The organism is Tullyiplasma multilocale ATCC 49900 (assembly GCF_000483165.1).
In the GTDB taxonomy this organism is placed as follows: Bacteria; Bacillota_I; Bacilli_A; order Mycoplasmatales; family Mycoplasmataceae; genus Tullyiplasma; species Tullyiplasma multilocale.
In genome coordinates this window covers 13,406-30,572 of sequence record NZ_AXXW01000005.1, presented here as the reverse complement: position 1 = coordinate 30,572, position 17,167 = coordinate 13,406, and the positions used below count along the sequence as shown (strand labels likewise).

12 protein-coding genes are annotated in these 17,167 nt (G+C 30.4%); 6 read left to right on the top strand and 6 right to left on the bottom strand.

What is annotated here, in order from left to right:
• The first annotated feature begins 41 nt into the window (after positions 1–41).
• From G319_RS08700 to G319_RS0100145, 6 genes are all read left to right on the top strand, one after another.
• Complete coding sequence (locus G319_RS08700; protein ID WP_026389133.1) at positions 42–461, top strand: hypothetical protein; 420 nt, start codon at positions 42–44, stop codon at positions 459–461.
• 345 nt (positions 462–806) lie between these two features.
• On the top strand, positions 807–2,708 hold the full coding sequence (locus G319_RS08695; protein WP_026389132.1) for a hypothetical protein: 1,902 nt from the start codon (positions 807–809) through the stop codon (positions 2,706–2,708).
• Between the two features lie 199 nt (positions 2,709–2,907).
• Complete coding sequence (locus tag G319_RS08690) at positions 2,908–4,884, top strand: hypothetical protein (RefSeq protein WP_026389131.1); 1,977 nt, start codon at positions 2,908–2,910, stop codon at positions 4,882–4,884.
• A gap of 138 nt (positions 4,885–5,022) precedes the next feature.
• Positions 5,023–6,162: a methionine adenosyltransferase gene (gene metK / locus G319_RS0100155; RefSeq protein WP_026389130.1), complete on the top strand. Its 1,140-nt coding sequence runs from the start codon at positions 5,023–5,025 to the stop codon at positions 6,160–6,162.
• Positions 6,163–6,222: 60 nt separating this feature from the next.
• Positions 6,223–7,527, top strand: coding sequence for a methylenetetrahydrofolate--tRNA-(uracil(54)-C(5))-methyltransferase (FADH(2)-oxidizing) TrmFO (gene trmFO, locus G319_RS0100150; RefSeq protein WP_026389129.1), 1,305 nt, complete (start codon positions 6,223–6,225; stop codon positions 7,525–7,527).
• A 68-nt stretch (positions 7,528–7,595) separates the two neighbouring features.
• Positions 7,596–8,579, top strand: a complete 984-nt coding sequence (locus G319_RS0100145; protein ID WP_026389128.1) for a 3'-5' exoribonuclease YhaM family protein — start codon at positions 7,596–7,598, stop codon at positions 8,577–8,579.
• A 28-nt stretch (positions 8,580–8,607) separates the two neighbouring features.
• Here G319_RS0100145 and coaBC read toward each other — a convergent pair whose 3' ends face one another.
• From coaBC to G319_RS08675, 6 genes are all read right to left on the bottom strand, one after another.
• A complete protein-coding gene (coaBC, locus tag G319_RS08685; RefSeq protein WP_026389127.1) occupies positions 8,608–9,768 on the bottom strand; it encodes a bifunctional phosphopantothenoylcysteine decarboxylase/phosphopantothenate--cysteine ligase CoaBC in 1,161 nt (386 codons plus the stop codon).
• The gene (locus G319_RS04875; protein WP_026389126.1) at positions 9,758–10,477 is read right to left on the bottom strand and encodes a type III pantothenate kinase; all 720 of its coding nucleotides are present in this window, start codon (positions 10,475–10,477) and stop codon (positions 9,758–9,760) included. Before G319_RS04875 ends, coaBC begins: the two co-directional genes overlap by 11 nt.
• A 103-nt stretch (positions 10,478–10,580) precedes the next feature.
• Positions 10,581–11,633 (bottom strand): alanine racemase, encoded by a 1,053-nt coding sequence (locus G319_RS0100130; protein WP_026389125.1) that lies wholly within the window; start codon positions 11,631–11,633, stop codon positions 10,581–10,583.
• Between the two features lie 110 nt (positions 11,634–11,743).
• Positions 11,744–12,142 (bottom strand): HIT family protein, encoded by a 399-nt coding sequence (locus tag G319_RS0100125; protein ID WP_026389124.1) that lies wholly within the window; start codon positions 12,140–12,142, stop codon positions 11,744–11,746.
• Positions 12,142–14,229, bottom strand: coding sequence for a lipoprotein (locus G319_RS08680; protein ID WP_026389123.1), 2,088 nt, complete (start codon positions 14,227–14,229; stop codon positions 12,142–12,144). Before G319_RS08680 ends, G319_RS0100125 begins: the two co-directional genes overlap by 1 nt.
• The gene (locus G319_RS08675; protein ID WP_026389122.1) at positions 14,229–17,054 is read right to left on the bottom strand and encodes a lipoprotein; all 2,826 of its coding nucleotides are present in this window, start codon (positions 17,052–17,054) and stop codon (positions 14,229–14,231) included. The genes G319_RS08680 and G319_RS08675 overlap by 1 nt, the downstream gene beginning before the upstream one ends.
• Positions 17,055–17,167 lie beyond the last annotated feature (113 nt).

Sequence of the window (17,167 nt, the reverse complement as noted above, 5' to 3'; positions counted from 1 at the left end):
GAATGGTTTTAATATTAAATATAAATAAAAGAAGGATGAATATGAAAAGAAATAAAATAAATGAAAACCAAAAAAACTTTCGAATTAAAAATATCAAGGATGTAAAATTATGAATATTTTTCTTCACAGCATTGTTGGTAGCATCTGTTTTAATTATAGTTGCGATAAAGTTAATTAATGCAGCGGTAAATATGCCAAATGGAATTGAAGAAGGGTTCTTTTTGGGTCCTGCGGGTAAGATCATCATAAGTTGAGATAAATATATGGATTTCTATAATTCATTAGTTGGTGGTGTATCTTCCAAAACATCTCTAGCTATTGATATGGTTGCAAATATTTATTTATTAATAATTCTACCGTTGACTGTGTTTATAATAGCTATTCTATTTTCATTCAGAAATATTAAATTAAATACAACTGATGACCATTCGAATAAAGACAGTAAAGAACAAATTGCTTAATTGGATTCAGTTGGCATAAATTATTTACTAAATAAAACTAACCCTCTTAGAAGAGGTTTTTTTATTGTATAAATAAAAAAGCGTATTTATTTCCTAATTGGAAAGTGAAAACTCTCATATTGGGAAGCTAATTAATTTATTATTATTTTATGTAAAAAATGTGATGGATTGATGCACAAAAATTAATAGATGTCATGGATTGACTAAATCGCCATTAAAGCATCTCTATTCTCATTTAAGTACAAAGGAACTACCACTTTATTTTTTAGAGTGTTGGTATTTCAATTAGCAATCACTAATTGAACTCTATAAACATTTGAATGTTAGAAGACGAAGGGGATAAAAATGAAAAAATTATTAATTGCACTAACTGCTATTGGTTTAGTATTAGCACCACCTGTTGTTGTTCTTGTTGCAACATCTGGGTCAACTAATAGTAATGAAGACGGAAATCAAGAATCAAAAACTCCGTGATTGGATTTACTTGCGAAGGAAATCAAATACTCTGATTCTATTCAAAAAGGGAATAAGACACAAGAAGCTCATGACACTTTAAAACAAGCGATTGAAAGTGCTAAAAAAGTGACATCTGAGAGTGATGCTAAGTCAGCTTTCGAAGTGTTGAGAGCTGCTGAAGACGTATTCTTTAATTCTGAAGAAATTGAAGATGTGGTAACTATTTGATTAAATGCTCTTAACTACGAAATTCAATATGCTTCAGAAATCCAACAAGGATTGAAGAATGAAGCTTCATACCAAACTTTAAAGAATGCTATTGAAGTTGCAAAAGAGATTACAACTGAAGATGAGGCTAAGGCTGCATTTGAAGCATTAAGAAGTGAAATTGACGCCTTTTATAATTCTCCCGATGAAACACACACATGATTCGAAGCTTTAAAAAATGAAATTGGTTTCGCAAAAGAAATAGAACAAGGGAATAAACCAGAAGAAGTATTTGCCGAACTTAAAAAAGCTATCGAAGAAGCTGTAGTAATTGCAGAAGCTGAAATTACTCCTTCAGAAGATGATGCCAAAACTGCATTTGAAACATTAAGAGGTGCAATCGACACATTCTATAGCTATTCTGAAGATCCTAAACAATGATTTGACGCTCTTAATTATGAAGTTAATCAAGGGAATTCAATCCAACAAGGAAGCAAAAGTAGTGAAGAATATGCAAAATTGCAAGAAGCTTTAAAAATTGCAGGTGATGTTATAAGTTCTGATCCTTCAGAAGATGAAGCTAAAACTGCATTTGAAGAATTAAGAGGTGTCATTAACACTTTCTATAATTCTCCTGATGTATTCCATCCTTGATTTGACGCACTTAAATATGAAGTGGCGAGTGCAGACAATATTGAAAAGGGAACAAAAACAGAAGAAGCATTTGCATTGTTGAAATCTGCAATACAAGAAGCTCAAAGTATCGCCAATGCCGAAAATACCCCTTCAGAAGATAACGCTAAAACAGCATTTGAAAATTTAAGAGAAGCTATTGTAGAGTTTTACAAGTCTCCTGAAGAAGGGGCTAATGAGGGTACAAAAACTCCTTGATTAGATGCTCTTAAATATGAAATTGAAAATGCTAGTGGTATAGAAAATACTATAAAGACTGAAGAAGCATATGATAAATTAAAAGAAGCTATTGCTGAAGCTAAGAATAAATTATCACAAAACCCTGATGAAACTGAAGCCAAAGCTGCTTTTGAGGCTTTAAGAGCTGCAGAAACTGAATATTATAATTCTGTTGACAAAGGTGCCAATGAATGAACTAAGAGACCTTGATATGAAGCTCTAAAATATGAAATTGACAGATCAAGTGTTATGGTTCAAGGTAAAAAATATCCTGAAGCATTTACTAAGTTACAAGCTGGTAGACAGAAGGCTATTGCTGTTTTTGAATCTGATCCAAGTGAATATGCATCAAAAGTTGCATATCAAGATTTAAGAAATGCTATGGTTATCTTTTATCAATCTCCAGATATGGGCACAGATACACCATGATTAAATGGATTAAAATATGAAATTGAAAGAGTTAAAACTATCCAAAAAGGTAGACATACTCAAGAAGATTTTGATAAATTACAACAAGCGATAAGGGATGCAGAAGCAGTTCTAAATTCAAATCCTGATGAATATAATTCTAAATATGCTTATCAAATTCTAAGAACAGCTACTGTGTTGTTCCATCAATCTCCAATGACGAAAGCTGAAGTAGTTTATTCTTTCAAGATAAATTCTTATTAGGTAACATATCGAATACAACGAAGTTAACTGAAAATCATTATAAATAAAGCAAAAGAGGGTTATACCTCTTTTTTGTTTTGTTTTTTGAACATTAAAAAACCACATTAGTTTAAATGTATTTAGATAAATTACTAATTAAGAACAAACAACCCTTTCCTTGTTAAACTATTTTTGTTTTAAAGGGATATAGGAGGTTTGTGTGAAAATTAAAAAAATATTAGCTATGTTATTAGCGATAGGCTTAACTGCATCTACAGGTTTAAGTGTTGTTGCGTGCAGCGAAACAAAAGATGATGACGATGATGGTAATGTGATTCAGAATATTGAAAAGCTAGAAGAAGTCATTACTAAACTTGAAATAGTGGGCAAATTGTATAAACCTGAAATAAACAGAGAAAACATTATTGCGAAAATTTATAATTTAAATCCAAAATCATACAAAAATCTTGAAGAAGCTTTGATAGATTTGGATTTGAACATTGAAACCAAAACCCTCTCTTCTAAAAAGAATTATGAAGGTACTGTTAATCTTAAATGAGAAGTTCAAGATATTGTTAGGTTAAGTGAATTGCAAGTTGATATCTCAAAAGTGGGTCAGAATTTTATCGATATCAAGACAACAATTATCACCATGATAAACGAACTAAATTCTGAATTGATCGAAGGAATTGATTATGAGATTTTCGGAGATACAAGTTCATCAGAACCAATAATAGTTAAAGTGATTGGGGATAGTTATAAAATAGAAGGAAAGTTGATTGTAGATGTAAGCAAAATTGAAATAAATGGTTTAGAACTAGAAACCGTTAGAGTCAGCGAAGACCTTGGCGATTTAAAACAAAAAGTGATAAATTCCATGCGTTCTTTGCTTCCCAAAAATATACAAGTTATAGAAGGGGAAGATTATGAAATCGTTGGCGATATTAATAAAGGCGAAGAAGTAAAAGTTGTTGCATTGAATAACTCTAAAATTTTAACTGGTGAAAAAACTTTTACTTATGAGAAAGTTGATATCGGTGAGATTAAAGTTGGACCATGACAAGTGTCTAATGATGGGACTTCATACAAAAGAATAAGAAAGATCATTTCAGAGTTTGTTGGATTCAAAAACGACAATCTCATAAGTGTGGATGAATTTGTTGTGGGAGGAAACGATTATGAAGCTTCATATATAACTATTGCTTCACTAACACATTCAAAATTAATAACGAACAACTTTTTGATTTATGTGAATAAAAAGGTAATAGATATTGATTGAGATTTATCTTGAAGAGTTGGATTTTCAATGAAAAATGTAATTAATATTATTCAAACCAAATTAGATGAAATATTTCACGGAATTGTTTTAGGTGAAGATTACGAAATAATCGGAGATACTTCAAAAGGTGGAGAAATTGAGATTAGAGGTCTGGAAACGTCTAAAAGGGTGGTGTTGAATGTGGTTAAAAAATTCAAAGTTGACAAATTTAATTTGCAAGATATTCTCCAAATCGATAATATTAAATACTATAGTGATCGCGATGAAGTTATTACTCAAATCTTAAATAATGTAAATGAAACATTAAGTGTTTATGGTTTAGAAGTGGAGAAAGATAAAGATTTAATTATTGATGTTGATCCGACTGTAATTGGTGAATGCGAAATCAAGGCTAATCCAAATTCAGATATTATTACAGGGTCTAGGGTGATCGAAATATATCCAATTGAAAGAATAGAATTAGAACATAACGTTATGATAGATAAACATGTTGATGCGAGCAAGACTATTGGAGTTGATATAGTGGTGTTTGATTTTGAAGAAGTCAATATTTTTGACAAAGAAACAATACTAGAACATTTCTCTATTAGTTTTCAAAAAGAATCTCTAGCACTTGAACTAGATTATGAAAAAGATGGAGAAAAGAAATCAAAAATTAATCTAAATCAATATTTATATGTAATGAACAAGGAAAGGCCTGAATTGGTATTTAATGATAAGATGTTTATTGCTGATGAAGAAGATAATAATAGAGTTTTGGCTTATGTTTCAAAAATAGACATTTGATTAGATGGCAATAAGTTAAGAGCACAAGCGGAAGTTACTCTTGATGTGTCAATTATTGGTTCATGTAATGTAAAGTTTTCTTATGGTGAAACTGGCAGCGTGATAATAGCTACGAACAGAAGTTATATTTAGTAAATAAAAATTCGATGCAATATTATATGCATCGAATTTTTCTTATTTTTTAACTTTTACGTCCCAGATTAAATACCGTTTAAGATATAATATTTTGGTATGTAAAATACACAAAGTAAAAGGAAAAACAAAAGAAATATGAGAAATTTATTTACAAGTGAATCGGTGTCAGAAGGACATCCGGATAAGATTTGTGATCAGGTGTCTGACGCCATCTTAGACGAGGTTTTAAAACAAGACCCAAACGCAAAAGTAGCATGCGAAACTTTCGCTACAACTAATTATTTATTAATTGGTGGACAAATATCTACAACAGCAACTGTTGATTATGAACAAGTTGCTAGAGATGTTCTTAGAAAAATCGGATACAACAATGATGATTACGGTATCAATGCTGATACATGTAAAATTGAAATCCGTGTTGAAGAACAATCACACGATATTGCTTTAGGAATTGATATTACTGAAGAATTAATCGGAGCTGGTGATCAAGGTATTATGTTTGGATACGCAACAAACGAATCTAAAACATTTTTACCATTGGCTATCACTTTATCTCACGAATTAGTTTATACAGCTACAAAATTAAGAAAAGCAGGAGAATTCAAATTTGCTAGACCAGACATGAAATCTCAAGTGACTGTTGATTATACAGATCCTGCAAATCCTAAAATTGATACTGTATTAATGTCAATTCAACATGATGGAGATTTTAATGAAGCAGAATTTAAAGCTTACATTAAAACAAACATTATGGACAAGGTAGCAAAAGACTTTGGATTAAATACAGACTTTAAAGTTTTAATTAATCCAACAGGACGTTTTGTAATCGGTGGACCACAAGGTGATACTGGTTTAACAGGACGTAAAATTATTGTTGATACTTATGGAGGATATGCTCGCCATGGTGGTGGAGCATTCTCTGGAAAAGATTCAACTAAAGTTGATAGAACAGCTGCATACATGGCACGTTATGCTGCTAAAAACTTAGTAGCGGCTGGATTAGCTGACAAATTAGAAATTCAAGTGAGTTATGCAATTGGTATTGCTGAACCAGTTTCAATATTTGTTGAAACATTTGGAACAGAAAAAGTTGCTCGTGATGTGATTTTAAAAGCACTAGAAGAAAACTTTGATTTCTCAGTTATTAACATGATCAAAGAATTAGAATTAAGAAAACCTGTTTTCTTAAAAACAGCAACTTATGGACACTTTGGTAAACCAGACTTTAGTTGAGAACAACTTGATAAAGTTGAAACATTAAAAAAATACTTATAAAACAAAAAGCCATATGGCTTTTTTTCTTTTATAATTAAGTAATAGAAGTGGGTAGAACATATGAGAGATATTAAAATTATTGGAGCAGGATTAGCAGGTTGTGAAGTGGCTTATCAATTGGCTAAAAGAGGGCATAAAGTAAAACTTTATGAATCAAAAACAATTAATCCTAACCCGGTTCAAAAATCACAAAATTTAGCTGAATTAGTATGTTCAAATACCTTAAGAAGTAAATCTAAAAAGAATGCTGTAGGTATTCTTAAAGAAGAAATGGTGAAATTAGATTCTTTAATTATTAAAGCGGCATACGAAACACAAATTCCAGGTGATGATGCATTGGCTGTTGACAGAATTGGGTTTAGTGAATATATCACTAATATAATTCATAATCATGAAAATATCGAAGTCATCAATGAAGATGTTAATTCTATTGATGATGAAAATGATATTACTATAATTACAACTGGGCCTTTAACAACCGATAACATGAAACAAGAAATCCAAAGATTGATTGGAAATCAAAAATTGTATTTTATGGATGCTTCCGCACCAATTGTAGAAAAAGATTCAATAGATTTTAGTCAAGTTTATCTAAATTCACGTCACAATACAGGTGACGGTGAATATATTTGTGTTCCGTTAAACGAAGATCAATTTTTAGAATTTCATCAACAATTAATAAATGCTGAAACAGTTGAATCTAAAGATTTTGAAAAAGAAATATTCTTCCGTGGATGTCAACCAATTGAACAAATGGCCAAACAAGGAAAAAGAGTTCTTTTAAATGGACCTCTATCACCCAATAACCTAGAAATGCCAAATGGTGAAACTCCTTACGCGGTAGTTCAATTACGTCAAGATAACGCAATTGACACCCTGTATAATTTTGTTGGTTTCCAAACAAATATGAAATGACCTGAACAGCAAAGAATTTTATCAAGTCTTCCCGGACTACAAAATCTGAAAATTGTTCGTCACGGAGTTATGCATAAAAACTACTATATCAATTCACCTAAAATCTTGAATCACAAGATGCAAGTTATGCGTAAGAAAAATGTTTTCTTTGCGGGACAAATCACAGGTGTTGAGGGATATGTAGAATCAACTGCTAGTGGGCTTGTAGCGTCAATTGGTGTTCTTAGTCTATTAACTAATAGAAAAGTTAAGAGAATGCCTAATACGAGCGTAATTGGGGCATTAACAAATTATGTAACGAATGAAAAACTTAAAAAATTCTCACCGATGAAAGCTAATATGGGTATTGTTGATCGAACAGGCAAAACCGAAGATGAAATGTACGTTTATAACCAAGCAATGCATGATCTTGATATATATTTAGAAGAAATCAAAGAGATAATTAAATAAACCAAGAGGGTTTATTTTTTTATGAGTAAATAAAAGGTAAAATAAAAGAAATAAAAGGAAGTGCAAACATGTTAAAAATAAAAGATATTACAGCTGATTTAAATAGTGCTGAATTAATTGCTAGAATTGAAAAAGTAATTATTTCAACTGGAAGTAACGGAAGTAACTACATGATTATCCATCTAACTGATACTACAGGAAGAGTTGAAGCCAGAAAGTGAATAGTGACTGAACAAGATAAAGAGGTTATTAAACCAAATGCATACATTCATTTCAAAGATATTACGCCTAATGAATACCGTGGAATTTTACAATTAAAAATCAACGATTATAAAATTCTAACTGAAGAAGAAGTGTTTGCCTTAGGATTAACAAAAGCTGATTTCTTCGTAGTGGCACCAGTTAACATTGAACGTGAATATGAAAATTTAATGGAATTATTAAACCAAGTTAAAAACGACACTTATAGAAATTTAACAATTGGATTGATTAAAAAATATGAAAAACAATTTCTAACATATCCAGCAGCGATGTCAATCCACCACAATGTAGCTGGAGGATTATTCTGACATAGTTATACATTAGTTAAAAATTGTTTAGCCATTAAACCAAGTTATACATATGCTTCAATCGATTGAAATTTATTGATTTGTGGAGCTATTTTACATGACATCGGTAAAGTTGTAGAAATTATTGACGAAACAGCAGTGGACTACAGTTTAGAAGGTAAATTATTAGGACATATTAGTATTGGTAATGCTGAGTTAAACAAATTAGCCCAAGAACAAGGTATTTACACAGATGCTAATGGAGTTATTAATCATGATTTGACTTTATTACAACACATGATTTTAGCAAGTCATGGTAAGAAAGAATATGGTTCACCTCAAGAACCAGCTATTATGGAAGCAATTATTTTATCAACATTCGATAACTTAGATGCTCGTATTTACAAAGTTAATGATGAATTGAATAAAGTGGATCAAGATTCTTGAACTGGAAGAATTCCAAGTGAAGATGGAAAAATGTACTTAAAACATTATAAAAAATAATATAAAACCCAATGAGTTAATCATTGGGTTATTTTTTATATTCATTAAGATATTTTCAAATTTCAAAAGCGATATTCTGCTTAGAACTTGAATCAATTTTTTTAGTAGTAGAATCTTTACTATTTAAAATTATAATTTCATTATTATCGTTTCCCATCGCTGAGATTTGATTTAAAATCAATACATCCATATTTTTTCTTTTCATTTTAGCATAGGCTTTTTCTAAATCATAATCGTCAGCTAAACTAAAACCAACAAGCGTCTGATTGGTTTTCATTTTCCCTAACTCTTCTAAAACATCAATTGATTTAGTAAATTCCAAATCTAGACCATCTTCTTTACTTATTTTATGATTTAGTTTTTTAGAAACTTCAAAATCATATAAAGCTGCTGTACATATTACAATATCTGAATTAGCAAATTGCATTTTCATTTCTTCAAACATTTCTTGATTTGTAATAACTGGTATCGCGTTTGAAACATATACATCAGTATCTCCTTTAACAATAGAAATATTGTTTGTAAATGTTTTAGCAATATTTATCAAACTTGAGCCCATTTTACCACTAGAACCATTTGTAATATATCTTACATTGTCAATATAACTTCTTGTTCTCCCTAAGTTAATTAAAATTCTTTTGTCATAAAGATTATCAAAGTTAAATAGGGTGCTTGTGACAAATTCAAACGCTTCATTTGGTTCAGGTAGTCTTCCAATCCCGATATGACCACTAGCTAGACGCCCAACTTTTGGTTCATATCAAATATTCATATTAGAATTAGTGATAATATCCTTATTTCTTTTCATTACATCATTGTTATACATGTTCTCGTTCATTGAAGGAAAGTAAATGATTGGCTTTGGAAAGGCTGCTAATAATAAAGAGGCGAAATCATCAGCTATTCCATTTGCAACCTTACCAATTATGTTGTATGTCGCTGGATATACAATTGTGATATCAGCTTCATTTGTTAATTTGATGTGTTCTCCATAAGTATGAGCATCATATTTATCGTGATCAAAAATATTATGATCTTTTACAGGGATTTGTTCATCAATAAATTTAGCACCTGATTTTGTGACAATTACGTTAACGTCGTATTTTTGGTTTAATAGAGAATATAGTTGCATACTCTTGGTTGCTCCAATACCTCCAGTTATAATTAAATTTATTTTTCTACTTTGCATAATTTAAACCCTCAAATATTAAATTGTCATTTATCTCATACTTTCTTTCAATGATGAAATTTTCAATCATTCTAGCATTCCCACCAGTGAAGATAACTTTTATATTTTTATCTTCACTTAGTAATTCGATGTTTTTTTCAATCATATATCAATGACTGTTGATAGCTCCGATGTTAATGGCATCAATTGTATTTTGTCCATAAGTTAAATTAGAAGCTTCAAAATCAGCTGACTGAAGTTTAGCTGCACTAGAGATTAATGATTCTAAGCTCTTCTTGATTCCTGGAGCTATAATTGTTCCTGTGAAAACTCCACCTTTGATATATGAGAAAGTAGTGGCTGTCCCCAAACTTACGATTATCGCGTCATTGTGTTTTTCTTTTATGGCTAAAAAGTTAGCAATAAAATCTTGACCTAAAGATTCGGTATTAAAAGCAAAATCGTTTTGTTTAAAAATAGGAGAAGTTTTAATGTTTGAAATTTTAATTCCTTTAGAATTGAAATATTTAATTAAATCAGAATCTAAACTTGGAACAACTGAACTGAAAGTCACTTGATTTACTTCTGAAAATTCGATTTCATCAAATTTTTCATATAATGTATCACAAGCTTCAGTTGTTGGTATTCTAAAAAGTTCAAAGAAATTCTTATCTTCAAAACCTTTTACATGAATTGATGTATTTCCGATATCGATCAATATTTGTTTCATAAAATCTCCTGTTTCTTTTATTTATTATAAATCACTTCAAACAATACTAATACCAAAAAGGCATCTAAAAAAACAAAAAGCCATAGAAAACTATGGCTTTTATCTATTTATAATCAGTATCAACAAACTCTGTTGTAATACAACTTAAAACTCCAATATAACCTAAGTTAAATTCGATGATGTCTCCAACTCGATATTTGATATTAGAATCGGTTATGTCTAAGATTGTATGATCACTGCTTTGTCCTAAAACTTGGATATTTGAATCAACTGGTATCATATCTTCATTCGGACAATCTTGACGACCTATTGCAATAATTGCTTTAGTACGATCTCCAATGTCTTCGAAGTGTTTTTCGTGTCCAAAGGCATCAAGACCTTTTTGCCCTCAACTAGCACTTGGTTTAACTTGAACTTCTACAACTTCGGCTTGTAATGTGAAAGCGTTCATTTCTAAGAAGGGGATTGGTTCATCATTTAATCCAAATCCCATTAGGATTGCAGCACCACTTCTGATTTGATTAATTTCATTTGGAATTTCTGGATCATCTCAAATAGAAATGTGAGAAGAGTTACCGGCACTAATAGTTGGAATTGAAATCTTGAAAGTATCTTCTAATTCGCGTTTTAAAGCCACCATATCGTGCATTTTAGCAACAGATGGAATAGTTGCTCCAAAACATGCGAAATTAGTCCCTAGACCCACTAATTTAACGTATTTCATTTTAGTTATTTCTTCAACCGTTTTGAAAATTGTTTCTTTATTATGAAGACCTTCACGGATATCACCAGATTCAATCATCAGAATAATTTCGATAGGGGAAGTGGCTTTTTGATCTATTAACTTAATAGTTTCTAATTCAGATATCAGACAAACATCAACCCATTTAACTAATTCATCAATTTCACTTTGCATAGGTATTCTTAAAAGCATTTTCTTAGCATTAATGTCTTTTAACTTTTGAAGATTTTTTATTCTAGAATCGGCAAGAGTGGTAACTCCGGCACCAACAATAGTTTGTGCCACTTGTAAATCTCCAGCTACCAATTTTTCAACTGCCACCAACTCAACTCCACGCTTATCGCATTCATTAAGCATAGAAGTTATGTTTCTTTTTATTTTTTTAAGGTCAATCATTAATTTAGGAAAACTCATAATATTTCCTCCTTATGTTTATATCTAAATCATATTATATTAAAAGGAAAATAAAAGACTTAATAATAAATTAATAAAAGGTGCATAAAAAAAGTGAGGCAAACTCACTTTTATTTTTTGATGTTAGCAAAAACATTTTCCAGTTCTTCTATATCAACACGGTTATTTGAATGCATATATCCTTTGCCAATTTCATATTTTGGAACAATATGATCATGGTAATGGAATACTATTTGTCCTGAAATTTCTTTTTCATTTGCAACGTAGTTAAAACCTTTTGCTCCTAATTTTTCAACCAATAAGTTAGCCACGATTTTTTTAGTTTTAGCCACTTCTGCTAAATAAAAGTCATCAGTAGAACTATAGTCTTCAAAGTGTTTTTTAGGGATTACCAATGTATGACCATTAGCAACCGGATTGATATCTAAGAAAGCATAAGTATATTCGTTTTCAAATATTTTATATGAAGGGATTTCTTGATTAATGATTTTACAAAATAGGCAATCCATTAATCTGTACTTTCTTTTTCATCTTTAAGATATTTTAAGATAGCATCATATAATTTTGTATATTTAACATCATCTTCGTTGATGTATTCTGAATATAAGTTTTCTTTAGCTTTCTCAATTACGTTTGAATCTTTAGTTGTAATAAATTCTAATTCATTTAAAAGTGCTTTTTTAGTATTGATATCCATTGTTTTGATATCTGAACTTGATTTTTCTGAAGTATTTCATTTTTTGATAAATTGTGAATTTTGGTAACTATCATCAGTTGATAATAATTTAATATCATAACCGAATTCTCCACCTTTTAATTCTTCAGTTTTATCATCGATTGTTCCATCAACTGTAAATGTATTTGAAACAGCTGTTTTAAATGTAATACTGTAGTCACCAATTGTAACAGGTGTTTCAGGTGTTGCTTCTTCAACACTTCTTACGTAGATGTTTCCTTTGATGTTTTTAAATTCTAAACCATCTTTAGAATTTGCGGCAGTATCAAAGTCAGTTGGTAATACTAGTCTTTCAGTATCGTCAGTCACGAATTTATCATTTAATGAAGTCCATACATTTTGTTGTAAGTTTAATGTTAGACCTTTTAAATCTGTATCAGTTGAAACTTCATCATTTGTTAATGAAAATTGTGATTGTTCATTACTTAATAAGTCTGTTAAATAAACAGGTAATACAATAACAATATCTTTATTTACTGATTCAGTTGATTCATAACCTTTTTTGTTATTTGTTAAAACTGTAGGTTTATCAGCTTTATAGATGTCTGCTTTAGTAGCGTCACTTAATGTGAAGTTACCTTGAACACTTTCAACTGTGTTGTCTCCTGAGTTTTTAACAAAACCATTAAATCCAGATAATTTTAAGAATGGATCGATTCCTGATAATGACCCATTTGCATCTGTGTACTCACCATCTCTAGTAGTTCCTTCTTCAACAGCTGATAAAGCCTTTCAGATTTCTTCTAAGTTAGTTCCTGGTTTAATAACACCTTTTGTATCGATTAATGAATCTAATTTAGCAACAGCTTTTCTTACATCTTCATTTGTACCGTTAACTGTAAAGTTTCAAACCATTTTTACTTTTGATGTAATGTTTTTTGGGTCTGTACTTCAAGTTTGTGTGCTTTTAGCAACATCACTTGCGGTATTAACATATAAGAATCTTTCGGAGAAGTTAGATGTTGATCAACCTCTAGAAAATAAACTTGAATCTAAGTATGACATACCTAGTAAGTTTTCAAATAATTTAGTTTGAATTGTAGATTTGAAGTATTTTTGGAAACGGTATTTTAAGATTTCTGAACCTGTGAAAACATTTCCTTGTTCAGAATCATCTAATCCATAAACAGCTGGAGTTTCAACTTTTTCTCCTACTTTAAATACAGTAGTTAATCCGTCAACGGCTTCGTTAGTTGCTGTTCCTGATTTAAAATCAGCTTCGTTGTCAACATTCATTAAAATTTTAAAGTTTCCATTTAAATCTGAAAGAGTTTTAACAGTTGGAATTTGTAAGAAAGATTCTTCTCCAAATTCACCATTTGCTTGTCATCTTAATCATGAGTCATTTTCATGGAATCAAATTGAGTATTCAGCTTCATCAAAGAACTCTGTTGTTCCTAATAAGTTAGTTGGGTTAAGAGTAATGAATTTATTATTAATAAAATCAATATCTAAAGCTCCAGTATCTGAATTAATGATTGATGCTGTATATTCTTCAAAGAACTCATTTGTAGAAATTGAATCCATGATATCGTTCATATTGAATTTAGTATCTTTATCAGTAACTGTCATTCCTAAGTTTTTAAGTAAAGTTTTTGTACTTTCATCATTTCATTCATTAGCAATGATTTCATTGATCATCATTTTTAATGTATTTTCAAAATCAATTTTGTCAAAATCTTGACCTTCAGTTAATTGGAAATCACCATTAGATTTCAATCCAGCGATTAATTTTTCATATAAAGCTTCTGTAATAGAAGGAGTGTCGAAACGTTCTACTTTGCTTGTCCCACAAGCAACAACAACTGATGATGAAGCAACTAATGTAACTGCTCCAAGTAATGCGATAAGTTTTTTCATTATTTTGCTCCTCCGTCTTTTCTGTTTGTAATTGTTTTAACATCAAATACTAATTTGATATAGTTGTTTGAATTTACTTCTTCATATGAGTAAGAAGCTGGTGCTTCAGTTTCTTCAGTTTTAAATGCGTGGTATTTTGCTGTTAATCCTTTTGATACATCACCATAGTTTGTTTTGTAATCAAATGAAACGTTAGCGATGTATTTTAAATCTTTATCATTTGTGTTTTGTGCAACTTTTCAAGCATCGGCAACTTTTTTATTTCATTTAGTTCATCCGTTTTGGAATTCTGAACGTGGCTTACCAGTGGCAATTGAAGAAGATTGTTTTATTAGTGCTTTAATCTCTGATTTAACTTTTTTAGCACTAATTGAATTTGCATCTCCGAAGTTAATTACGTTGTCTAGTAATGCATCAACTGATTTATCTTCGGTTAAGTTTAAAATGTAATCTCACATTCAAGAAGGGTTATCTCCTAATGTAGATGAATCATTTGAATTTGAGTATTCAGCAACTTTATCTAAAATGTTGAAGTTGTAGAATGGTGTAGCTCCAGCCTCTTTTAATCCTTGTTGAACAACTGAGTTATTAACTAAGAATTTTTCATAACTGTTTGTAATTGATGAATTCATTAATGAAGCATCAACACCAAATTTTTCAATTCGATCACTAATAGCTTTATTATTTGGAATTTCACTTTCACTATTTCCTGTTGTTGGAGGTGTTGTTTCACCTTCTTCAGCTCTTGTAGTAGCGTTTGTTCCTAATAATGCTTGATTCATTAAGTATGGTGCTATTTCTTTATCAGCACCTGTAATAATTTCGTTCATAGTTTCGAATGTTCTTTGTTCATTTAAATATGTTTCTTCATTATCTTTGAATGCTAATGATTTTTGTTCGGTAATTTTGTCTGCTTTTAATAATGAATATCCATCGATTCTTGCAATGTGTAATCCTGCATCATCGATGAAAGCGATAATTCCTTGATCAGCATTAAGAACTGTATAAATGTTTTCTTCGTTATCTCTTTGGTTTAAAGTTTGAACCAAACCATTTAAGTATCCTAAACCTTTAGCAGCTGCAGTAGCTTTTTCAGATTCAACAGCAATACTTTCGTTAATCGCTTCAACTTGTTTTGGAGTGAATCCTGAAGTTGCATCAACGGTTGCAGAAGTTATTTCTTTTGTTTCACCATCTTTTGCAACGAAATCGTAAATAGAATATTTAGCAACATCTGAATATGAAGTGCTATCTAAAGTTAATAAATCTCCACTGTTATCCGCTTTGTAGAAGTCAGTTGCAGTTCATTCACCTGTTTGTTTTGAAGTAGGGTCTTTGACTCCTGCTTCTTCGCCTCTGAAAATTGTGTCTCAGTTTGTCATTCCTAATGAGTCTAAACCTTCTGCTTGAGTTGCATTTGGTGCTACATAGTTATCAATTAAAGCTGCAAAACCAGCGAATTGATTTTGTAATGATTCTGAATCATTAACACTATCAACTTTAATAAAGTTTTTTAAGTTGACTTTTGAAGCATCAGTATTATCACCACCATTGGCAATGATAACTTGACTGATTGCTAATGGTTTTTTGTTTTGGAAATATTTATCAACTAAGTATTTTTGTGAATTTTTTAAGAAACCATAGTTTCCATTATTTGAAACACCTAATTCGATCTTGTTATTATTTAAGATTGTAGTTGGAACTAAATGTAATCAAGTTTTAATCACTTTACCATCTGCATCGAAAATGTCATCTGTTTCGATTTCAGTAATTGAAGTAGAAGTGAATCAACCATCTGTTGAAACTGTTTTATCTCCAGTTAAAGTTTTTCTTTCAAGTTTTTTAATTAATTTTTCAATATTATCTGTTGTTTTAAGATCTTCTCATTTATCAGTAGTTGCGAATCTAATTGAAGAAGTTTTGAAAGTAGAAGCATCAGAAAGAACAGATAATGTATCATCACCAGTTACGTCTAATCCTCCAGTTGCATTTATTAAGTTAACAATTAATGAAACTTTATTTGAATCTTTTGTAGCATCTAAGTTTGAAATAGTTTGAACTAATTCTGATAACTTAACATCACCAAAAGTAATTTTGAATTCATTTAATCAAGTTTCACTATCACTGTCAGTTAATGAAATACCATCGGCTCAACTTGTTGTTGCGATAGTTTTTTCGATTCCTAAAAGATTAACCATAGAAGCATAAGCTCCATCGGTTGTATTGTTTAAGATGTAATCTGATTTATAAGCTTTTTCTAATTTATCTTTTTTAACATTTGGGAATTTAGCTTTTAATTCGTCGATTAGACCATCGTCATTTTTATCATCTTCGTGAGCTTTAACTAATTTGTCATAAGCGGCATTAGCACGCCCTCAAAGAGTAGTGATGTCTGAATCTGATTCAGTTCCTAAGATTGCTCCTAGTTTACCTGTATCTCCATCAACACCATCAACTCCAAATAAACCTTCATTGGCATAATCTGAATTTGCAGGAATGATAATTTTCCCATCAGTTGCTTTTGTTGTTGCTTGCTCATCTTTAGCAATAACAATAGTTTTGTCAGCAGCTTTTTGTAAAACACCAACCGCAAATAAGTTGTAGAATTTTTTCAAGAATTCTTGAGGGTCTTTAGCAATCACATTGTGTTCGTGGAATCAATCTAAAAGTTTCTCTGAATCAATAACAATTTCTCCATTGTTATCAATGAAAATATCGTTTTTATCTTTTTCCTCATCTGAGCTTTTATCGCTACATGCAACTACTAATGCAGCTGAAGATGCCGTAATACTTATAGCACCTAATAATGTAAGTAATTTTTTCATTATTGTCTCTCCTTATTTTGTTTCGCAATATAAGAATATTATAAAGTAAATAGCCATTAATTTAATACTTAAACTCTATAAAAATACAATAAATTATAGATAAGATATATAAT